This window comes from Streptomyces sp. NPDC104581, assembly GCF_055583685.1.
The window spans coordinates 26,954-47,046 of sequence record NZ_JBVJNN010000001.1 but is presented as its reverse complement, the minus strand read 5'-3'; the positions used below and the strand labels follow the sequence as shown (position 1 = coordinate 47,046).

The 20,093-nt window shown below is 73.4% G+C and carries 17 protein-coding genes; 8 read left to right on the top strand and 9 right to left on the bottom strand.

Annotated features, from left to right (window positions below; translation table 11 throughout):
* Nucleotides 1-89: 89 nt before the first annotated feature.
* Nucleotides 90-836: a S1 family peptidase gene (locus ACZ61E_RS00230; protein ID WP_469696209.1), complete on the top strand. Its 747-nt coding sequence runs from the start codon at nucleotides 90-92 to the stop codon at nucleotides 834-836.
* Nucleotides 837-921: 85 nt separating this feature from the next.
* Here the strand turns inward: ACZ61E_RS00230 and ACZ61E_RS00225 are convergent, their stop codons facing one another.
* From ACZ61E_RS00225 to ACZ61E_RS00215, 3 genes are all read right to left on the bottom strand, one after another.
* Complete coding sequence (locus tag ACZ61E_RS00225; protein WP_469696628.1) at nucleotides 922-2,214, bottom strand: enolase C-terminal domain-like protein; 1,293 nt, start codon at nucleotides 2,212-2,214, stop codon at nucleotides 922-924.
* A gap of 211 nt (nucleotides 2,215-2,425) precedes the next feature.
* The gene (locus ACZ61E_RS00220) at nucleotides 2,426-3,322 is read right to left on the bottom strand and encodes a LysR substrate-binding domain-containing protein (RefSeq protein WP_469696208.1); all 897 of its coding nucleotides are present in this window, start codon (nucleotides 3,320-3,322) and stop codon (nucleotides 2,426-2,428) included.
* Between the two features lie 111 nt (nucleotides 3,323-3,433).
* A complete protein-coding gene (locus ACZ61E_RS00215) occupies nucleotides 3,434-4,054 on the bottom strand; it encodes a putative glycolipid-binding domain-containing protein (protein WP_469696206.1) in 621 nt (206 codons plus the stop codon).
* Between the two features lie 202 nt (nucleotides 4,055-4,256).
* On the opposite strand from ACZ61E_RS00215, the gene ACZ61E_RS00210 reads away from it, so the two are divergent.
* Nucleotides 4,257-5,045 carry an SAM-dependent methyltransferase gene (locus ACZ61E_RS00210; protein ID WP_469696204.1) on the top strand — a complete coding sequence of 263 codons (789 nt, stop codon included), beginning with the start codon at nucleotides 4,257-4,259 and terminating at the stop codon, nucleotides 5,043-5,045.
* Between the two features lie 74 nt (nucleotides 5,046-5,119).
* Here the strand turns inward: ACZ61E_RS00210 and ACZ61E_RS00205 are convergent, their stop codons facing one another.
* Nucleotides 5,120-6,337 (bottom strand): MFS transporter, encoded by a 1,218-nt coding sequence (locus ACZ61E_RS00205; RefSeq protein ID WP_469696202.1) that lies wholly within the window; start codon nucleotides 6,335-6,337, stop codon nucleotides 5,120-5,122.
* Between the two features lie 258 nt (nucleotides 6,338-6,595).
* Between ACZ61E_RS00205 and ACZ61E_RS00200 the strand changes: the two genes are divergently transcribed.
* Complete coding sequence (locus tag ACZ61E_RS00200) at nucleotides 6,596-8,107, top strand: hypothetical protein (RefSeq protein ID WP_469696200.1); 1,512 nt, start codon at nucleotides 6,596-6,598, stop codon at nucleotides 8,105-8,107.
* Between the two features lie 60 nt (nucleotides 8,108-8,167).
* Here the strand turns inward: ACZ61E_RS00200 and ACZ61E_RS00195 are convergent, their stop codons facing one another.
* Nucleotides 8,168-9,541, bottom strand: a complete 1,374-nt coding sequence (locus ACZ61E_RS00195; RefSeq protein ID WP_469696198.1) for a cryptochrome/photolyase family protein — start codon at nucleotides 9,539-9,541, stop codon at nucleotides 8,168-8,170.
* Nucleotides 9,542-9,898: 357 nt separating this feature from the next.
* Between ACZ61E_RS00195 and crtI the strand changes: the two genes are divergently transcribed.
* The 4 genes from crtI to ACZ61E_RS00175 all read left to right on the top strand — a co-directional run bounded on the left by crtI (nucleotide 9,899) and on the right by ACZ61E_RS00175 (nucleotide 14,485).
* A complete protein-coding gene (gene crtI / locus ACZ61E_RS00190) occupies nucleotides 9,899-11,473 on the top strand; it encodes a phytoene desaturase family protein (protein ID WP_469696197.1) in 1,575 nt (524 codons plus the stop codon).
* Nucleotides 11,470-12,423 carry a phytoene/squalene synthase family protein gene (locus tag ACZ61E_RS00185; protein WP_469696195.1) on the top strand — a complete coding sequence of 318 codons (954 nt, stop codon included), beginning with the start codon at nucleotides 11,470-11,472 and terminating at the stop codon, nucleotides 12,421-12,423. Before crtI ends, ACZ61E_RS00185 begins: the two co-directional genes overlap by 4 nt.
* Nucleotides 12,420-13,481: a DUF5914 domain-containing protein gene (locus ACZ61E_RS00180; protein ID WP_469696193.1), complete on the top strand. Its 1,062-nt coding sequence runs from the start codon at nucleotides 12,420-12,422 to the stop codon at nucleotides 13,479-13,481. The genes ACZ61E_RS00185 and ACZ61E_RS00180 overlap by 4 nt, the downstream gene beginning before the upstream one ends.
* A gap of 545 nt (nucleotides 13,482-14,026) precedes the next feature.
* Entirely contained in the window at nucleotides 14,027-14,485 is a 459-nt protein-coding gene (locus ACZ61E_RS00175; RefSeq protein WP_469696192.1) for a DUF6234 family protein, read from the top strand.
* Between the two features lie 4 nt (nucleotides 14,486-14,489).
* Here ACZ61E_RS00175 and ACZ61E_RS00170 read toward each other — a convergent pair whose 3' ends face one another.
* From ACZ61E_RS00170 to ACZ61E_RS00155, 4 genes are all read right to left on the bottom strand, one after another.
* A complete protein-coding gene (locus tag ACZ61E_RS00170; protein WP_469696190.1) occupies nucleotides 14,490-16,076 on the bottom strand; it encodes an FAD-dependent oxidoreductase in 1,587 nt (528 codons plus the stop codon).
* On the bottom strand, nucleotides 16,073-16,801 hold the full coding sequence (locus tag ACZ61E_RS00165) for a methyltransferase domain-containing protein (RefSeq protein ID WP_469696189.1): 729 nt from the start codon (nucleotides 16,799-16,801) through the stop codon (nucleotides 16,073-16,075). The genes ACZ61E_RS00170 and ACZ61E_RS00165 overlap by 4 nt, the downstream gene beginning before the upstream one ends.
* Nucleotides 16,798-18,000 (bottom strand): lycopene cyclase family protein, encoded by a 1,203-nt coding sequence (locus tag ACZ61E_RS00160; RefSeq protein WP_469696188.1) that lies wholly within the window; start codon nucleotides 17,998-18,000, stop codon nucleotides 16,798-16,800. The genes ACZ61E_RS00165 and ACZ61E_RS00160 overlap by 4 nt, the downstream gene beginning before the upstream one ends.
* A gap of 96 nt (nucleotides 18,001-18,096) precedes the next feature.
* Nucleotides 18,097-19,161 carry a hypothetical protein gene (locus ACZ61E_RS00155; protein WP_469696187.1) on the bottom strand — a complete coding sequence of 355 codons (1,065 nt, stop codon included), beginning with the start codon at nucleotides 19,159-19,161 and terminating at the stop codon, nucleotides 18,097-18,099.
* 443 nt (nucleotides 19,162-19,604) lie between these two features.
* Here ACZ61E_RS00155 and ACZ61E_RS00150 point away from each other — a divergent pair, with 443 nt between their 5' ends.
* The gene (locus ACZ61E_RS00150; RefSeq protein WP_469696185.1) at nucleotides 19,605-20,015 is read left to right on the top strand and encodes a hypothetical protein; all 411 of its coding nucleotides are present in this window, start codon (nucleotides 19,605-19,607) and stop codon (nucleotides 20,013-20,015) included.
* Nucleotides 20,016-20,093 lie beyond the last annotated feature (78 nt).

The following is a 20,093-nucleotide window of genomic DNA, read 5'->3' as shown; positions in this document are numbered from 1 at the left end:
ATGGCGTCATTCGGACTGACGCATCCCGCCCCGCCCCTCCAGAATGGCAGGCCCATGACTTGTCATGCCTGGGTAATCGGGGAGGGAACATGAGTCCGTACCGCATCGAGAGACCGTTCCGAAGAACGCTCCGCACAGCCGTGTCCGCCGTCGCCACGCTGACCCTGCTGCTCGGCTGGTCCGCCGCCACCGGTTCGACGGCGTACGCGCAGGAGCCGGCCGCCGCCACCTCAACAGCTCCGAACGCCAAGGCCGTCGAAGTACGCGGCGGCAATGTCATCTACAGCAGCAGTGGCACCCGCTGCACCGTCGGCTTCAACGCCCGCAGCAGCGCCACCTATTTCGGACTGGTGTCCGGGCGCTGCGCACAGGGCACCTCCAACTGGTTTGCGGACGCTGCCCTGACCGTGTTCGTCGGCACCACCGCCGGATCGAGCTTCCCGGGCAACGACTACGCCCTCATTCGCTACGTCAACAGCAGTACGGTGGCCTTCCCCGGTGAGGTCGCACTCGGCGGCGGCAGCAACCAGGACATCACCGGCGCCGCGAACCCGACGGTCGGTCAGTCCCTCTGCCACGTCGGCCGGACGACCGGCGTCCGCTGCGGCACCGTCACCGGCGTGAACCTCACGGTCAACTACCCCCAGGGCTCGGTGAGCGGACTCTTCAGGTCCAACATCTGCTCCGAGCCCGGAGACGTGGGCGGGCCCGCGTACTCCGGAACCACGGCGCTCGGCATCATCGTCGCCTCGTCCGGAAACTGCTCGTCGGGCGGCGTCACCTACTACCAGCCGGTCGTCGAGTGGCTGTCGGTCTACGGCCTGTCCCTCTACTAGGGCCTGACCAAAAGGACAGGCACTGGGTCCCACGGCCTCACCAGGTCCCTCGGCCGCGCCGCCTCCTTCCGGGCGGGCCGTGGGGCTACCGCGGGCGGCGGCGACCGGTGTCGCGTACGAGCGCCGGGCGCTTGTTGTCGAACTCCCAGTCCGGCACCAGATACCGCATCGCCGCCGCGTCGTCGCGGGCCCCCAGCCCCAGGCTCCGGTACAGCTCGTGCGCCGCCTCCACCCGTTCCATGTCGAGTTCGACGCCCAGCCCCGGCCGCTGCGGCACATCCAGCACGCCGTCCTTGATCTCGAACGGCTCTACGGTGAGCCGCTGGCCGTCCTGCCAGATCCAGTGGGTGTCGATCGCCGTGATCTCGCCCGGCGCGGCTGCCGCGACATGCGTGAACATCGCCAGTGAGACATCGAAGTGGTTGTTGGAGTGCGACCCCCAGGTCAGCCCCCACGACTCGCAGAGCTGCGCGACCCGCACCGAACCGTTCATCGTCCAGAAGTGCGGGTCCGCCAGCGGGATGTCGACCGCGTCGGCGCGTACGGCGTGACCGAGCTGCCGCCAGTCGGTGGCGATCATGTTCGTCGCGGTACGCAGTCCGGTCGCGCGGCGGAATTCGGCCATGGTCTCCCGGCCCGAGTAGCCGCCCTCCGCGCCGCACGGGTCCTCCGCGTACGCCAGGACGTCCCGCAACTCCCGGCCCAGCGCGACGGCTTCGGTGAGCGGCCAGGCACCGTTCGGGTCCAGGGTGATCCGCGCCTCCGGGAATCGCGCGGCCAGCGCCCGGACGGCCGCCGCCTCCTCCCGCCCCGGCAGCACACCGCCCTTGAGCTTGAAGTCCTGGAAGCCGTAACGCTGTTGGGCCGCCTCGGCGAGCCGGACGATCGCCTCCGGGGTCAGCGCCTCCTCGTCGCGCAGCCTCAGCCAGTCGTCCCGCTCGGCACTCCCGTCGCGGTACGCCAGGTCGGTACGCCCCCGGTCGCCGACGTAGAAGAGATAACCGAGCACCGGCACCCCGGCGCGCTGCCGCCCCTCGCCCAGCAGCGCGCTCAGGGGCAGCCCGAGGTGCTGGCCGAGCAGGTCCAGCAGCGCGGATTCGAGGGCGGTGACCGCGTGCACCGTGACCCGCAGATCGAAGGTCTGGGTGCCGCGCCCCGCCGTGTCCCGGTCGCCGAAGCGCTCGCGCACCGCGCGCAGTACGGCGTGGTGGTCGCCGACCGACTGCCCCACGACCAGGTCGCGCGACTCCTCCAGCGTCGTCCGGATGCCCTCACCGCCCGGCACCTCACCGACGCCGGTACGTCCCTCGGAGTCCGTGAGGACGACCAGATTGCGGGTGAAGTGGGGAGCGTGCGCGCCACTGAGATTGAGCAGCATGCTGTCCTGGCCGGCGACGGGTACGACGCGGACGGAGACGATCTGCGGCGGGCGGGCACCGGGTGCGGGGGCGCTCAAGGGGAGTCCTTCCGGGATCGGTGCGGGATACGGCTCTCGCTACCGAGGAAGCTAGGACGCGCACGCATACGGGTCAAACACTTGTTTCGTATGCTGTGATACCGAAATTGAATCGGACGTCCGGCCCGGACACTCACACGTCCGGCCCGGGGACTTCGAGATGCCGGAGCAGCGCGTGCAGCGCCGGATTGTCGTTGCCGGTGCGCCACGTGAGCGACAGCTCGACCGGTGCCGGCGCCGCCAGGTCCACGTCCCTGAAGACCACGCCCGCGTAACGCAGTTGGGTGGCGGCCTCCGGCACCAGCGCGATGCCCCAGCCGCCGTTCACCAGGGCGAGGATGCTGTGGACCTGGCTCAGATACTGGCTGAAGGCGGGGGCGATGCCCGCGGCCCGGAAGACACTGATCAGCAGCTCGTGGAAGTAGCGGGACTCCTTGGTCGAGTACATCAGCACGTCCTGCCGGTCGAACGCGGCGATGTCGAGCGCGCCCTCCCCCTCGGCGAGCGGATGGCCGGCGGGCAGCGCGGCCACGAGCCGTTCCCGCGCCGCGGGCCTGGAGCTCAGTTCCCGGCTGCTCACCGGCGGCCGTACCAGCCCCAGATCGAGACTGGACTCGGTCAGCGCGTCGAGCTGGTCCCCGGTGACCATCTCGCGCAGGACGATCTCGACACCGGGCATCACCGCGCGGGCGGTGTCGAGGACCGTGCCGAGGAAGGAGTACGCGCTCGCGGCGGTGAAGCCGATGGCGATCGTGCCCGCCTCACCGGTGGACACCTGGCGTACCGCGATCGTGGCCTGTTCCGTCTGGCGCAGGATGCGGCGGGCCTCGTGCAGGAACGCGCGGCCCGCGGGCGTCAGCCGTACGGAACGGTTGGTGCGGTCGAAGAGGCGCACCCGCAGCGTCGCCTCAAGGAGCTGGATCTGACGGCTGAGCGGCGGCTGCGTCATCCGGAGCCGCTCGGCGGCCCGCCCGAAGTGCAGCTCCTCGGCGACGGCGACGAAATTGGTGAGCTGGACGAGGGTGAACAATGATGCTCTCCCGGTATCGATGGATTCGTTCGCGGGGTTTGCCGGGAATCGTTCGGCGATCCTAGCCCCGGACCCGGCTCACGCCCACCGCCGTCCGCCCGCGCCCCCGCCCTATGCCGCGCGGGTGGCGATCCCCGGGTACGAGAGCACCAGGCCCGCCTCGTCATAGACCAGCCGGCAGCGGAAGCCGAAGACCGGGGCCGCGTACTCGTAGCACTGCCGCGACCCCTCGTCGGCGGTGCGCCGGTATTCCTGGTCGAGCCGCTCGACCGACAGGTCGAGGGCGCGTACGTACGCGGCCGGCGCCGCCGTCGGTGTCCCGACCGGCAGCCGGAAGCGGTGCACGGGAAAGGCGTTGGTCATGGCCGACGACTCCAGATCGACGTCGAGGCACCCGTCCAGATACGGCGCCGGCGCCCCGTCCACCCGCCAGCGGCCCGAGCCGTCGGACTGGAGCACGGTCGAGCGGGTGCCGGCCCCGGACCGGCAGGCGACGACGGCCCGGCGCGTCACCCAGCCGGCGTCCAGGGTGATGTCGTAGTCCACCGTCCACGTCCGGCCGTCCTCGACGGCGGTCGTGCACCCGACGACATGCAGCCAGTCCTCCCCGTGCGGTGCGAGCTGATCGCGCCGCACCTCGCCCGAGCGCCGGAAGTAGGCGACCTCGAAGCCCTGCCGCGCGTGCTCGTGCGCCCATGCGGCGGTGGCCGGAGGCGGTACGAAGGTGCTCATGCCCGTACGGTTTCACGCCCCGCCCGCCCGTGGGACGCGGACGCGCTCATCCGGGAACGCCAGGGGTCGCGGCAGGGCGGCCGACCGATCGTCAGATTCACCGGGGGTGGTTCGAACAGGGCCACGAGGCAACGCAGTTGACACTCGCACCGGCGGAGGGGGGAGTCATCGGGCGGGTGCCCGCGGTGACATAATCCGGCGCATGACATCTGGCACCCCCAAGCCGCAGATCGACACCAGCAAGCCGCACCCCGCCCGGCTCTACGACTACTTCCTGGGCGGCAAGGACAACTACCCGGTCGACCGGGAGCTGGCGGAGAAGCTGGCCAAGGGGGCCCAGCGGGGGGCGCAGATCAACCGGGAGTTCATGCACCGTGCCGTCGCCTGGGCGGCCAGGAGCGGGTTCGATCAGTTCCTCGACATCGGTACCGGCATCCCCACCGAGCCCAACCTGCACCAGATCGCCCAGGAGATCGTCCCGTCCGCGCGGATCGTCTACGCGGACAACGACCCCGTCGTGCTCCGCCATGCCGAAGCCCTGCTCGTCAGCACGGCCGAAGGGGCGACCGACTACGTCGAGACCGACGTACGCCGACCGCACGACGTCCTCGAACACGCCCGCCGCTTCCTGGACTTCGACCGGCCCGTCGCCCTGTCCCTCGTCGCGGTGCTGCACTTCCTCGGGGACGACGACGACCCGTACGGCGTCACCCGGACCCTTGTCGACGCCCTGCCGCCCGGCAGCCTCCTGATGATCTCGCACGGCACCGCGGACTTCCTGGATCCCGGCCAGGCGAAGAAGGTCACCGGCACCTACCAGTCCGGCGGCATCACCCTGCGGCCGCGCACCCGGACCGAGGTCGAGCGGTTCTTCGACGGGCTGGACCTGGTGGAGCCGGGTCTCGTCCGCGCCCCCGAGTGGTACAAGGACACACCCGCGCCGGTGAACGAGGAGAGCGGCTTCTACGTCGGGGCCGCGCGCGTCCGGTAGGGCCCCGCACCGCCATCGCCACCGCCACGACCACCGACCGAACGACATGCCCCGGTGTCAACGCGCGGGCCGCCTCAGCCGCCTGATGCCGCGTCCGCGTTCCGCCGTACCCGCAGCTCACGGAGTTCGTACAGTCCGACGGACGCGGCCAGCACCGCCACGCACCCGGTGAAGATCAGCCCCGAGGTCCGCAGACTCACCAGCAGCGTCAGCGCGCCGATGCCGATCACCGGCAGTGAGATGCCGACGTACGCCACGACGAAGAACGTCGAGATCGTGCCGCCACGCGACTCCTGCGGGGCCGCCGCACCGATGGCCGTGATGGCGGCACGGAACGCCAGCCCCTGCCCCAGTCCGGCGCAGATCACGCCGGTCACCAGCAGTGCCAGCGACTCCACGAGCAGCGAAGCGCCCACCAGCACGACCCCCGCCACCAGCACCAGGCTGCCGCCCGGCAGCGCCCTGGCCGCGCCCACCCGGCCCATCAGGGACTGTCCGACGGTGGAGGCCAGGAAGACCGAGAACACGACCGCGCCCGCCACCGCCAGATTGGGTTCGCCCAGGGTCGTCGCGACGAACGTGGGCGACACCGCCGTGCACAGACCCAGCAGCGCGAAGCCGGCGAACGCGGCCAGCGCCGCCGGTGCGAAGACCCCGCGCACCGCCGGGGGCACCGTCAGCCCCCGGGGATGGAACCTCGGCCGCCGCGTCCGGTGTCCGACGGGCTCCGGCAGGAGCCAGGTGAGGACCATGCCCACGAGCGCGAGCCCCAGGGCCACGGCGAACGGAAGCCGCAGCGGCAGCGGCGCGTACTGTGCGAGCAGCCCCGCGAGCAGCGGACCGCATCCCAGGCCGCCCATGTTCGCCGCCGTGGCGGCCAGCCCCGCGCGCGCCTCGCGGCCCGGGGGCGCCAGGTCCATCACGGTGGCCGTGGCCGCGCCGCTGAACAGCCCGGCCGCGAAGCCCGACAGGAGGCGCCCCGCGAACAGCAGGGGAAGTCCGCCCTCCGACAGGAAGCAGACCGCGCTGGCGACGGAGAGCCCGAGCCCGATGAGCAGGACGGGCCGACGGCCGATCTGGTCCGAGAAGTCGCCCGCCAGCAGCAGTACCGCGATGACCCCGAAGGCGTAGACGGCGAAGACCACCGTCACCATGAACTCGGAGAAGCCGATCTCCTCGCGGTAGAGCCCGTACAACGGGGTGGGCAGCGTCGTACCCAGCATGCCGATCGCGAAGACGGCCGCGGCGCCGAGATAGCCGACTGAGAACCCCCGGGTGGTGCGCTGCGGCATGGGCGCTGAGTCCTCACTGATGAAACGGGCTTTCCTCTCCATATCCTCGGTGCGGTGGCACGACGTGTCCAACGAAGGCCGTGCGCCCGTGCACGCCGACGAGACGTCGTGGCCCCCACGGGTTCGTTCCGGGCCCGGGCGCTTGTGCCGGGTAGCACACCCAACGGGTGAATCGTATGTTTTAGATGCGATTTCTTAATATTCGCCCCGTGGCGTGTCCCCTCGGCCCGGCAGGCAACCGGCAGGCAGCGTTGGGCCATGACACAGACCAAGGCCGTCGCGACCGGCCTGCGAGAGACGAGGCGCCCGGCCAGGGACTGGCCGGCCGACAGCGGCCTCCTGTGGACAGCGGTCGTCGCGGGCGTCTACACGATCGTCCAACTCGTCTTCGTCGTACCGGGATCCGGGCTCGGCTGGGACGAGACCGTCTACACCAGCCAAGTCAGCCGCGCCGCCTCCGACACCGCGTTCTTCAGCGCGCCCCGCGCGCGCGGTATCACCTTCCTCATCGCGCCGGTGACCTCGCTCACCTCGTCCGTCGACGTACTCCGCGTCTATCTCGCCCTGCTCTCCGGCGCCGGACTCTTCCTCGCCCTCCGGGTGTGGCGGCGCCTGCTCCCCGCGTCCGTACTCGCCCTCGCCGGCGCCCTGTTCGCCGGACTGTGGATCACCGTGTACTACGGGCCGCAGGTCATGCCGAACCTCTGGGTGGCCCTCGGCTGCCTGTGCGCCGTCGGACTCTTCCTCCGGGCCGCACGCGACCGGACCGACCGCACGGCCCTCATCGGGCTCGGCGTCGCCATCGCCTTCGTCGCGCTCATGCGCCCCACCGACGCCTTCTGGCTCACCGCGCCCCTCGCGCTCATCGCGCTCGCCGTCCGGCGATGGCGCCGTTGGGCGCTCCTGGCGGCGCTCGTCGCGGGCGGGGCCGTCGGCTGCGCGGAGTGGATCATCGAGGCGTACGTCAGCTACGGCGGACTGTTCACCCGGCTCGCGCGGGCCAGCGAGATCCAGGGCCATCTGGGCTGGAACCTCGTCTTCGGCGACCATATGCGCTCGCTCGACGGACGCCTGCTCTGCCGTCCCTGCGACGTGCGGTGGCGCCGGCCCGCCACCGCGATCTGGTGGTTCGCCCTGCCGCTGCTCACCCTCGGCGGAGTCCTGGTCGCCGCGCGCCTGCGGCGCCTGCCCCTCGTACTGGTGCCGACGCTGGTCGGTCTGTCGATGGCCGCGCAGTACCTGCTCCTGATCGGATACGCCGCGCCGCGCTTCCTGCTGCCCGTGTACGCGCTCCTCGCGCTGCCCACCGCGCTCTTCCTGATCTGGCTCGTCAGGACCGCGCGCCCCCGGGGTCCGGTCGTGGTCCTGCTGGTGGCGGCGGCCGTCGCGCATCTGTGGGTCCAGGGGTCCGTCGTCGCCGACCGCGCCGAGCGCAGCCGGGCGGACCGGGTCAAGTTCGACCGGATCGCCGCGGAGTTCGCACGGCAGGGTGTCACTCCGCCGTGCGTGGTCAGCGGTACGGAGGCGATCAGGGTCGCTTTCCGGATCGGCTGCGCGTCCCGGCAGACCGGTGGCCACGACGGGAGCATCACTCCCGCCGAACTCGTCGCCCTGGGACGGGAGAAGCCGGTGGCCTTCGTGGTCGCGGGGCGGGCGGGGCCCCCGGCGTACGCGCGCGACTGGCGGGTCGAGCGGATTCCCGACCTGCCGGGCCTGCGCGACTGCCGGGTGTATCTGTCACCGTCCGTACGGTCGGCACCCGGCGCCTGACCGGCCGCCCCGGTCGGCCGTGGCGAGCACACGCCACGGCCGACCGGGCGACCCGACGGCTCAGCCCTTCCCGCGGGCCCGCTGGAAGCGGTCCCGGCCCTCGGCCAGTTCCACCAGCGGGTCCGGATAGTCGTACCGGGCCCGTTCGCGCACCGGGAGCTTCCACGGCTCGTGGACGGCCCCGCCCGCCAGCCCGCTCAGCTCGGGCACCCACCGGCGCACGTAACGGCCGTCCGGGTCGTAACGCCTGCCCTGGATCACCGGGTTGAGCACCCGGTTGGGACGCGAGTCCGTGCCGGTACCGGCCATCCACTGCCAGTTGAGCTGGTTGTTCGCGACATCGCCGTCCACCAGCAGCTCCAGGAAGTGGCGCGCGCCGATCCGCCAGTCCACGTACAGCGTCTTGGTGAGGAAGCTCGCGGTCAGCAGCCTGCCCCGGTTGTGCATCCACCCCTCGTGGAGCAGTTGGCGCATGGCGGCGTCCACCACCGGATAGCCGGTACGGCCCGCCTTCCACGCCTCGATCTCCTCACCGGCGGTCTCCGCGGACCGCCAGTGGTCGTGCTTGGTGCGGTAGTCGGCCGACGACGCGTCGGGCCGGGCGGCCAGCACCTGGTGGTGGAAGTCCCGCCAGCACAGCTGCCGCACGAACGCCTCGGCGCCCGTACCGCCCGCCGACCGTGCCCGCTGGACGAGCTCGACGGGGGAGAGGGTGCCGAAGTGCAGATGCGGCGAGAGCCGCGAGGTGACGTCGCCGGCCAGGTCGTCGTGGCCGCTGTCGTACGTCGCGAGCCCGGCGCGCTTCCAGGCCGCGAAGCGTCTGCGGCCGGCGCTCTCGCCTCCCGCGGCGAGCCCCTCCGAGACACCGGAGGTGTCCGCGCGCGCCGGTACGGGGTCGGAGCCGATCCCCGCCGGTACCCGTACCGTCCGGGGCGCGGCGAGCACATCGCGCAGCCGCTCCTGCGACCAGCGGCGGAAGTAGGGGGTGAAGACCGCGAAGTGGTCCGAGCCCGCCGGTGTGACGGCGCCCGGCGGGAGCGCCGTGAGCGTGGCGTCGTGCACGTGCAGCCGGCGGCCGTCGGACTCCAGGGCGGTCCGCAGCCGCTCCTCGCGGCGCTGGGCGTAGCGGCTGACCCCGCCGGCCGCGCGCACCTCCCCGGCGCCCGCCTCGGCGGCCACCTTCCGCACCGTCTCCACCACATCGCCGGTACGTACGACGAGCCGCCCGCCGCGCTCCCGGAGCCCGGCGTCCAGATCGGTCAGACAGTCGGCGAGGAAGGCGCGCCGGTTGGGCGTGGCGAACCCGGCCGACACGATGGCCCGGTCGAGGACGAACAGCGGCACCACCTCGTCGGCGCCGGTGACGGCGGCTCGCAGCGTCGGATTGTCGTGCAGACGCAGGTCGCTGGTGAACAGGACGACCGAGACGGTCATGGAGCCACTTCCCCTCGTACGGGCCACGCGTGCCCGTATCTCTCTCCGGTCAAGGCGTCAGCATGCGGTGCGGGCACCGTCCGCCCGGCCATCGGGTCGGCCGGTTCACCCGAAGAGACGCATCGCTGACGGGTTGTCCGGCATATGGCCCATGATCATGGTCCACTGAGGCGTCATCAGAGCCGCGCCGGGGATCGCGCGTCCGGTCCGCGACCTCGATTCCGCCACCTCAATCCGGACAGGACGGTGCACCCGGCCGTCCGGCACGAGGAGAGGAGACGCGATGTGCGGCAGTGAGACGGGGCCACACCTCCCGGGAGGACGACCGCGGGCCCCGCGGTCGCCCGGGAGCGGCCGATGAGGACACTCGACGGCCCCACCGACCACGTCGTCGTCGTCGGCGCCGGACTCGCCGGGCTCTCCGCCGCCCTGCACCTCCTCGGCGCCGGACGAGCGGTCACCGTGGTCGATCGCGGTACCCGGCCCGGCGGCCGGGCCGGACGTGTCGAACGCGGCGGCTACCACCTCGACACCGGCCCCACCGTCCTGACCATGCCCGGCCTCGTCGAGGACGCCTTCGCCGCCGTCGGCGACACACTCGCCGACCGGCTCGACCTCATCCCCCTGCACCCCGCCTACCGGGCGCGTTTCGCCGACGGCAGCGCGCTCGACGTCCACACCGGCGCCGGCGCGATGGCCGCCGAGGTCGAACGCTTCGCCGGCCCCCGAGAAGCACACGGCTACCGGAGGCTGCGCCACTGGCTGGAGAGGCTGTACGCGGTCCAGGCACGCCGCTTCATCGACGCCAACTTCGACTCGCCCCTCTCCCTCCTCCACCCTGACCTCGTCCGCCTCGCCGCACTCGGCGGCTTCGGCCGGCTCGACGCCCGCATCGGTTCGTTCATCTCGGACGAACGCCTGCGCCGGATCTTCTCCTTCCAGGCCCTGTACGCCGGAGTCCCGCCCGCCAAGGCCCTGGCCGCGTACGCCGTCATCGCCTACATGGACACCGTCGCCGGGGTCTGCTTCCCGCGCGGCGGCATGCACGCGCTGCCGCGCGCCATGGCCGAGGCGGCGGCGGACGCGGGCGCCGACTTCCGGTACGGCCACGACGTCACGCGCCTGGAGCGGTCCGGCGGGGGAGCGGGCGGGGGACCGCGTGGCGGATCCGGCGACCGGATCACCGCCGTCATCACCGGCCACGGCGACGACGAGGTACGCATCCCCTGCGACGCCGTCGTCCTCACACCCGACCTGCCCGTCACCTACCGGCTGCTGGGCCGGCCGCCGCGCCGCCCGGTGCCGCTGCGGTTCTCGCCGTCCGCCGTGATCCTGCACATCGGCACCGACCGCACCTGGCCGGGGCTCGGCCACCACACCATCTCGTTCGGGCACGCCTGGAAGCGCACGTTCCGGGAACTGACGCACACCGGGAGCCTCATGAGCGACCCGTCGCTGCTCATCACCCGTCCCACCGCCACCGACCCCGGCCTCGCCCCGCCCGGCCGCCATCTGCACTACATCCTGGCGCCCTGCCCCAACACCGTTGTCGGGCCCGGCGTCCGGGAGTGGGCGGATCTCGGCCCCCGCTACCGCGACAGCCTCCTCACCGAACTCGAACGCCGCGGACTGGACGGACTCGGCGCCGCCATCGAGGAGGAGTGCCTCGTCACCCCCGCCGACTGGGCCGCCGAAGGACACGCGGCGGGGACCCCGTTCTCCGCCGCCCACACGTTCGCCCAGACCGGCCCCTTCCGGCCGCGCAACCTGGTGCGCGGCACCACGAACGCGGTGCTCGCCGGATGCGGCACCACCCCCGGCGTCGGCGTCCCCACCGTGCTGATCTCCGGAAAGCTCGCCGCCGCCCGCGTCACCGGTCCGGGGACCGGTTCCAGGTCCGCCCTTCACGTACCGAAAGGAGGGCGCGCGTGACCGACCGTGAACTCGACGCCGCCGGTATCGGCGACCCCGAGCTGCGCCTCGCCTACGCCCGCTGCCGCCGGCTCAACGCCCTGCACGGCAAGACGTACTTCCTCGCCACCCGCCTGCTGCCCGTCGAACGGCGCCCCGCCGTCCACGCGCTCTACGGCTTCGCCCGCTGGGCCGACGACATCGTCGACGACCTCGACAGACCCGCCACCCCCGCCGAACGCGCCGGTCAACTGGACGCGCTCCAGGCGCGGCTGGCGGACGGGCTGCTCTCGGGCCACAGCCGTGAACCGGTGATCAGGGCGCTCGCCGACACGGCGCGGACGTACCGGATCGGCCACCCGCTGTTCCGCGACTTCCTGACCTCCATGCGCAGCGACCTCACGGTCACGGACTACGCCACCTACGACGATCTGCGCGGTTACATGCACGGCTCGGCCGCCGTGATCGGCCTCCAGATACTGCCGGTCCTCGGCACGGTCGTCCCGCGCGAGGTGGCCGCCCCGCACGCCGCCGCGCTCGGTGTCGCCTTCCAGCTGACCAACTTCGTCAGGGACGTCGGCGAAGACCTCGACCGCGGCCGGGTCTACCTCCCCGCCGATCTCCTCGCGGCGCACGGGGTCGACCGCGGACTGCTGGAGTGGAGCCGCGCCACCGGCGCGCGGGACCCGCGGATCACCGCCGCGCTGAAGTCCGCCGTCGCGCTGACGCGAGGCGTCTACCGGCGTGCGGCGCCCGGCATCCGGATGCTCGACCCGGTCTCCCGCCCCTGTATCCGCGCGGCTTTCGTGCTGTACGGCGGGATCCTCGACGCCGTCGCCGACGAGGGGTACGCGGTCCTGCACCGCCGCGCCGTCGTACGGCGCCGGCGGCGGGCGGCCGTCGCGGTCGACGGGCTGGTGCGGGTGGCGGCGGCCCGGACCAGAGCCGCCGCGCGCGAGGCGGTGGCATGAGCGCCCGCGACGACGGCACGCGGGGCCGTCCGCCCGGCGCCGGACGGCGCGGACGGTACCCGTTGCGGCTGCGCCGGGGAGCCGTCGACTGGGCGGATCAGCGGCCGAGTTGGCGCGAGGCCCGTCCGGCGCTCATCGCGGGGGCGCTGGAACGGGCGCTCGCCGGACCGTCGGGCAACTGGTACGTGGTCGGCGCCGCCCGCGACGTACGACCTGGCCGCCCGCTCGGACGAACCGTCGCCGGTGTCGAACTGGTCCTGTGGCGGGACGAGTCGGGGCGCCTGGTCGCCGGCCCCGGCGCCTGTCCCCACCTCGGCGCGCCGCTCAAGGACGGCCGGGTGCGCTGCGGCACGCTCATCTGCCACTGGCACGGACTCGCCCTCGACGGCGGGCCGTTCGCCGGCTGGGAGCCCGTACCGGCCCACGACGACGGGGTGTTGGCCTGGGTCCGGCTCGACCGGGTGGGTGGCGAGAGCCCGTCGGACCGGCCGGCCGTGCCGCCCCGGCCCGAGGCGGCCGGGGCGGTGGCCGCCGTCTACACCGGCTTCGGGGTGTGCGAGCCCGAGGACGTGGTGGCCAACCGGCTCGACCCCTGGCACGGCGCCTGGCTGCACCCGTACTCGTTCGTGGATCTCACGGTCCTGTCGACGCCGGGCGAGGATGACTCCGGCGCGGGCGACGGCTTCGCGGTGGACGTGTCCTTCAAGGTCGCCGGGCGGGCCGTGGTGCCCGTCCGCGCGGTGTTCACGGCGCCCGGACCGCGCACGGTCGTCATGCGCATCACCGACGGCGAGGGACGGGGGTCCGTCGTGGAGACCCATGCCACCCCGGTCGGCCACGACGACCGCGGCCGACCGCGGACCGCCGTGGTCGAGGCGGTCGTCGCGGCCTCCGACCGCGCGGGGTTCGCGGTGGCACGGGCCGCGGCCCCCGCGCTGCGCCCCCTGATGCGCGCCGTCGCGGGCCGCCTGTGGCGCGACGACCTCGCCTACGCCGAACGCCGCTGGCACCTGCGGAGCACGGGACGGTTTCCCGGCCAGGGCATGCCCGGAAGCTGAGGGCCGTCCCGTAATCCCCGGCGGGCGCGCGACGACATCCACGGCGCCTCGCCGCGTTGTCGGATCGCCGGAATACGCCCAGTACGAGGACGACCCTCCGCCCTGCGCTGCACCGCATCCGACGCCGCGCGCCGATCCACCGGGGGATTACGGGACAGCCCTCGGCGCCGTCGTTCCGAGGCGCGGGGCCCCTTGTGGTGCGTCGCGAGGAGGAGGACCGGCCTCGTACCGGGCGTACTCGGTCGGTTTACGACAACGCGGTGGACACCTCTCGCCTCTCGGGGCTCTGGGGGAGTGGTGCCGTGCGGGCACCGGGGGGTGTCCTGCTGGTCTTGCCGGGGTCGGGTGGGCACGCTCGCTCGCCCGTGTTGTCGTGGGCCGGCACGGCCCGCCTTGCGATCGCACGCACCGGACCCCCGCTCCCTGATCCGGCCGGATCGACAGGCCACCCCCTCGGCCATGGGCAGCGCCGTACCGTCAGCCGGACTGCCCTTAGGTATCCGTACTCATGTTCCCGTGCCGACCGGTACGGCAGGGTGCTCCTTATGAGCGACCTGCCCACCGCGGCTCCGGCCTTCGACTCCTCCGACCCGTCAGTGAAGCCGCACGCGGGGCGGGGCGCCGACGTGGGGGCCTCGTGCGGGCTCGTCCTCCTTGAGCTGATCGCCGTGGCCGTGATCGTCGTCGTGTGGCCGTTCTTCGATCATTTCGACCTGGATCCCGCCACGGACAGCGAATCGCCGTCCCTCTGGCGCTATCTGCCCGCCCTCGGCGCGGTCGGCGTACTGGCCTTCGCCGCCGCGGTGATCGCCTCCCGTGCCCGGGCCACGGTCACGGCCGTGAGCCAGGGCGCGATGGCCGTCCTCGTCGTCCTCGGCATCTTCGCCGGGGGCGCGCTGCAATCCCACGAGGACGAGAAGAAACAGCCCGTCCCCGCCCCGAGCGGTCCCGTGGGCTGCCGCAGTGGCGGGGACAGCGGCGAGTGCGCGCGCTACGGCGGTTGACCCGTCAGGGGTCGCGCCGGGCCGTCCGTACGAGCGCCCGCAGCCCCGCCGAGCGGCCCCGGTCCGGCACGGTCCACAACGTCTGACCGCGTACGCCCCACCGCTCCAGCAGCGCGTTGGCGGCCAGGAAGCCCGTGGTCGCGGCCCGTTCCATCAGCGCCACCGGAAGATCGGTGCGCACCAGATCGCCCGCCATCACGACGGCCGGGTCGGGTGTGCGTACGGTGGGGCGGTCGCCGTAGCCACCCACCGGGAACAGCGGGCAGTCCGACCGCCACTCGTGGTGCGCGTCCACGATCCCCGCAGACCGCGTCTCCGGATACACCCGGTGCAACTGCTCGATCAGCAGCCGCTGTTGGGCGGGCCGGTCGGCGCCGGGGGCGACGGCGTACGCGTGCAGCTCGACCACCGAACCACCGGTCCCGGCCGCCCACCGCGCCGCCTCGCCCTCCCACCGGTCGAGCACGCTCACATTGTCGAGCCCGCCGAATCCGCTGGTCCCGAGGAAGCCGGGACGGTCGGCGGCCACCGGCCGGTCCAGCCACAGCCGCGACACCAGGAACGGCGGTGCGCCGCGCAGCCGGCCGATCCGGGCCCGCCACCGCTCGTCGCACAACCGGCCCGATCCGGCGACCAGTCGGCGCAGCCCGCCGCTGTCCAGCGCGAGCACCACCGCGTCGTACCGCCGGGGCCGCCCGTCGGCTGTCACCGTGAGACCACCGCCCGGCGCCGGAGCCACCTCCTCGACCGCGCTGCCGGTGCGCAACCCGACCCCGAGCCCGGTGAGACAGGAGCCCAGCGGCTCCCACAGGGCGGCCGGGAACGGCTCGTCCGGCACATCGAACAGCAGACCCTCGCTCGACCCGAGGAAGTAGATGTGGAACATCAACACCAGTTCGGCGGCGGACAGTTCACCCGGGTCGGAGAAGAAACTGCGGGAGAACACCTCGAACGCCAGATGCCGCGCCGCCTCGGGGAAGCGGATCCTGGACAGGAAGTCCTCGGCGCTGATCCCGTCCAGTTCCTCGTACACCCGCGGCACCCGCACATCGAGCAGCGGCAGCGCCGCCCGCGGATCCATCCGGGCCAGATCGCGCCAGCCGAAGGTGGGGCTGAGCGCGACGAAACCCAGGGCGCTCCACGGCGGTGTGCGGGGGACCCGCGCGAAGCTGTCGTACAGCTCCCTGCCGCCGCCGTGGCGCAGCGGATAGTCCGGCAGCCCGGCGAGCATGCCCAGGCCCGGATCGGCACGCCGGAGCAGCCCCCGGAGGTTGTAGTACTGGCGGAAGAAGGCGTGGAACCCCCGGCTCATGGTGGCCGTCGAACCGTCGGCCAGCGTGACGGGCCAGCCCGCCAGGCGCCCGCCGAGACCCGGTTCACGCTCGTACAGCGTGACGCCCGCCCCGCGCTCCGCGAGCCCGGTGGCCGCGGCGAGCCCCGCGATACCGCCCCCGACCACCGCCACGCGCGGCGCGTCGCCACCGCCGAACCGCTCGCGCCCCGGCGCCGGCCAGACCACCCGGGCGCGGCGGTCCCGGCCCCGGCGCGGCGCGGCCCGGCCCGTGCCGTCCGTGAGTACCCCGGCGCTCACCGCGCGTCCCCGCTCCCCGCCACGCGGCGGCCCACGAAGGTGTGCGCGCCACCCGTCTGCCGGCCCGGCATCGGCAGCACCCGGACGGACCCGGACCCGGCCCGCCGCAGCCGGTCACCGAAGGCCGGCGCGGTGTCGAACTCGACCCCGCTGCGCCTCAGACGGCGGCAGAGGTCCGCGCCACCGGCGAGCCGTCTCCCGGGCAGCACGACGCCCTTGCGGACCGCCGTGCGGACCGCGCGGTCCGCGGCGCGCCCGCCGAGCGCGTACTCGTGCCCCCCGATCCGGCCGTCAGGCGCCGGCAGCGACGGTACGAGCGTCAGTGCCCGGTCCGGGTCGGTGGGGTTGCGGAAGGGGCAGGCGGCGAAGGCCCCGTCGAACGGGCCGGTGCCCCCCGCCTCGCCCAGTCGCTCCACGGGCGCGTGGACGAACGAGACGTTCCCCGGCCACGGTTCGCCGGCCGCCCGCTCCGGCATCCCGGCCGGGGCGTCCACGGCGGCGATCTCGGCGTGCGGGGCCGCGGCCGGCGGCGCGCCCGTCGACGCGCCCGTGCCGCATCCCAGGTCGAGCAGGCGCGGTCCGGCGCCACCACGGGGTGGCCGCAGCCGCCGGGCGGAGCGTCCGAGGCGCGCGTGGTATCCGGGGCTGACCGTGGCCGACCGGTCGTGGACGGACGCGGCGCGGTCGAACGCGGCGGACGGTTCGGCGTCGTGCGGGAGCGTCATCCGACGTCCCTTTCTCTCGGTGCCCGGCGGCGCAGCCGGGGCAGTTCGGCGACCGTGCGCAGCATCGGCCCCACCGGGGTGCGCAGGCCGATGGTGAAGTCCTCGTACGGGCGGGTGTCGCCGTCGAGGAAACGGAGCAGCCGCTCCATCGGGACGCGCCGGAACAGCCCCTCGAAGAACGCGGCGCCCTCGACCCGGCCGCTGTCCAGCCCCCGCAGCAGCACCGCGTCCATCGCCCCGGCCCGCGCCGGGTAGGCGGGCGGCGGCTCGGGCACCCGTCCGCCGAAGTACGCGTCGGCGACGGCGCGGGCCTGCCGCTGAACGGCCGCGAAGGTGTAGCCGGTCGACGGGCGGGTGGCGCCGCCCGCGGTCCCGATGCGGAAGACCGAACGGCCCGCGCGGCGCGGGAAACGGCCGTCGGTCATCGGGATGACCCCCCGCTCGGTCGCGGTCACCTCGAAGGGGCCCAGCCCGAGCACCTGTTCGGTGTAGTGCGTGAGTGCCCGCCCGTAGCCCGCGTCGTCCAGCACCGTGCGGGAGAACTCGGTGTACTCGACCAGCGCCTCGTGGGCGGTCGTCGGCAGGACGTACCCGAACGACAGCCCTCGCGGGGGCTGCGGGGTCCGGAAATCCATCAGATCCGCGACCCCCGGATCGAACACCGGCCGCTCGGTCCGGACGAACCAGCCCCGGAAGTGCTGGAGCAGCGTCGTCCGCGCGGGCGGCAGGACACGGGGCGGACGCGAGTCGAACACCCAGCGGGCCCGCAGCCTCAGTTCACCTCCGTCGGCGGCGACGCCCGTCACCTCGGCGCCCGACGCCACATCGTCGATCCTGTCGATGCGGGCCGTCACCCGGCGCGGCGCCCGTGGCCCGTCGAGCCGGTCGCCCACCAGCGCCTCGAAGGAGCGGGACCGCAGCATCTTGTAGCGGAACGGAGCGGGCCGCCCCAGGCTGACGGTCCCGTCCCGTCCCCGTACGCGCAGCGACTCCCACGAGGCGGTCAGCGCGCTGTCGAGGTCGCCCCGAGACGCCTCCCAGAAACACCAGGTGCGCTCCGGCGGCCTCAGCGGACCGGCGGGCGCGTCGATCAGCGTCACCTCGGGCGCCGGCCGGCCGGGGGGAGGGGTGCGGAGCCGGTGCACGAGCGAGAGCCCCGCCGCGCCCGCCCCGACGACGATCACATCCGTCTCGCGCACCACCGCTCCTCGCACCGCCGCCTCCTGACGTTCCCGCGTCAGCATTCCGTATCGGCGGCCGACTCCGGCGCAGGCGGCGCGGGGCGGCGTGCGGTGTCACGAGGAGGCGGGCGGCAACGTCAGGTCGGTGCAGCCGTGTTGTTCCGCCCTGCGCTCGGCGAACGCGGCGAGACCGGCCCTGGCGAACGTGTCCACCGAGTTGTCGACGTACGCGTACTCCGTGGGGTAGACGCGGAACAGGGCTCGTGGACCGTCACCGGGACACCGGGCGGACGCCCAGTAGGAGCCCTTGGCACCGCCCGCGTCGCGCTTGAACGTGCCGGCGTCGGGGTCCTCCGGGCGCAGGCCCCGCGCGAAGGGCCCGAACGCCGCCTCGAACGCGAACAGTTGCTTGGCCTCGGCCTTCGTCTCGCCCAGTACGCACTTTTCCAGAGGCGCGGTCCGGCTCTCCGGGGCGTCCTGGATCCAGTGGACGTACTCCTGGTCGCGCAGCGGGATTCCCGCGCAGGTCCCCTTCGCGGCGAACGGGGACGTTCGCTCCGCCGGGGCGGGCAGCCGCGGTATGCGACCGCCGGGACTCGTCTCGCAGTCCCAGTCGTCGGCCGCGTTGACGGCGGTCGCCGCCACGAGCCCGGCGACCGCGTGGGCACGCTCGGAGTCGCTCGCGTCGTGGGTGTCGTCCAGGCCCCTCGCGTCTCCGTCGTACGCCGTCACGAAGACCGCGCCGGCCTTGTTGCCGCAGGTGAGAACGACCGCCGTGTTGACGAGATCGGTGTAGCCGCGCCAGCCACCGCCGAGCGGGACCGGCGGTGCGTCACCCGCCACCTCGTCGAGCCTGTCGAGGGCGCGCGTCCTGCCGGAGGAGTCGGACGCCGGGTCGGGGACCCGGGCGATGGTGAGGGCGTAGCCCGCGACCGTGCACGAGTCGAAGCCACCCCCGGAGCCCTCCGCGCGGTGGTCCAGCGTCAGCCGCGCCGCGTCCTTCCCGGTGAACCCGGCGGACTCGTCGTACGGGATCAGTCCTTCGCAGAACGACTTCAGGCTCTCCTCGTAACGCCAGCCCTTGCCCGTGTCGCTCACGCGGTACCACCCGTATCCGGCGGCGAACACGAGCACCAGCGAGAGCGCCACGTAGGGGGCCCAACGGCGTATCACCTTCACCCGCCGACCTTATCTCCGCTGTCTCTCCCTGTGCGCCGGGTGTGCCGGGGCCGGTGCCCCGGGGGGTGGCGCACCGGCCCCGGGGCACCGGAGGAGCCGCGGACGCCGGGCCGGTGGGTGTGGGGGGTCCCGGCGCCCGCGACTGGTTCGGCGGTCCTGTCGGATCAGGCGGTCGGCGGCGCCTGATCCCACAAACAGTAGAGAAGGGTCCGGGCCCAGTCGCAGGGCCTCTGGGCCCACTCGCGGGCCCAGAGGACGGAAGGGCCCCGTCCGGGCGGCGCCAGGCGGCGATTCGGGTGCCGCGGGTGTGGGCACGAGGCGGCGGGCGGCGTGGGCCGCGTACCACGTCGGCGCGCAGTACCGTGGAGTACACGAGGGCCGCCGGACGTCCCCCCGGGGAAGTGCCGGGCCCCGGGAACGTCGCAGGTGAAGAGGTGCTCCGTATGGACTCGGATCGTGCTGAGCGTATGACGGCGGCACTGCGCTCACGTGGCGTCATGGCGCACATGGTGCACGCGGGTGTCTACGAGTTCGGTATCCGGGTCGTCCTGGACGACAGGATCGAGGCGCTCTGGGACATGGACGGGGCGGCGGGGCTCGACGCGGAGATCGTCAACGAGGGGGCCCTGATCGGGTTCGTCCCGCATGTGCCCGGCTCGGAGGAGTTCACCGAGGAGCAGCTCGTGAACTGCATCGCCACCACGGACTACGCACTCGACACCCTCCAGCGACCCGCCGACCGTGCGGAGGGGCGGACCGAGCCCGTCCGCCCACCGGACAGGACCCCGCGGGCGACGCCGCCGGCCCTGCGGCGCCAGCGGCGCGCCCACTGGATCAGGCGGGGCGGTCGCTGACGGCGACGGCGGGGGAGCGGACGACGACGGGGCCGTAACCTCCCGGCGTCACTCCCACCCCCGAAGGGGACGTTCCGC

Coding starts and splice junctions, on each gene's coding strand:
- ACZ61E_RS00230 (WP_469696209.1), top strand. CDS start 90: ATGAGTCCGTACCGCATCGAGAGACCGTTCCGAAGAACGCTCCGCACA.
- ACZ61E_RS00225 (WP_469696628.1), bottom strand. CDS start 2,214: ATGCTGCTCAATCTCAGTGGCGCGCACGCTCCCCACTTCACCCGCAAT.
- ACZ61E_RS00215 (WP_469696206.1), bottom strand. CDS start 4,054: ATGAGCACCTTCGTACCGCCTCCGGCCACCGCCGCATGGGCGCACGAG.
- ACZ61E_RS00210 (WP_469696204.1), top strand. CDS start 4,257: ATGACATCTGGCACCCCCAAGCCGCAGATCGACACCAGCAAGCCGCAC.
- ACZ61E_RS00205 (WP_469696202.1), bottom strand. CDS start 6,337: ATGCCGCAGCGCACCACCCGGGGGTTCTCAGTCGGCTATCTCGGCGCC.
- ACZ61E_RS00200 (WP_469696200.1), top strand. CDS start 6,596: ATGACACAGACCAAGGCCGTCGCGACCGGCCTGCGAGAGACGAGGCGC.
- ACZ61E_RS00195 (WP_469696198.1), bottom strand. CDS start 9,541: ATGACCGTCTCGGTCGTCCTGTTCACCAGCGACCTGCGTCTGCACGAC.
- crtI (WP_469696197.1), top strand. CDS start 9,899: ATGAGGACACTCGACGGCCCCACCGACCACGTCGTCGTCGTCGGCGCC.
- ACZ61E_RS00180 (WP_469696193.1), top strand. CDS start 12,420: ATGAGCGCCCGCGACGACGGCACGCGGGGCCGTCCGCCCGGCGCCGGA.
- ACZ61E_RS00175 (WP_469696192.1), top strand. CDS start 14,027: ATGAGCGACCTGCCCACCGCGGCTCCGGCCTTCGACTCCTCCGACCCG.
- ACZ61E_RS00165 (WP_469696189.1), bottom strand. CDS start 16,801: ATGACGCTCCCGCACGACGCCGAACCGTCCGCCGCGTTCGACCGCGCC.
- ACZ61E_RS00150 (WP_469696185.1), top strand. CDS start 19,605: ATGGACTCGGATCGTGCTGAGCGTATGACGGCGGCACTGCGCTCACGT.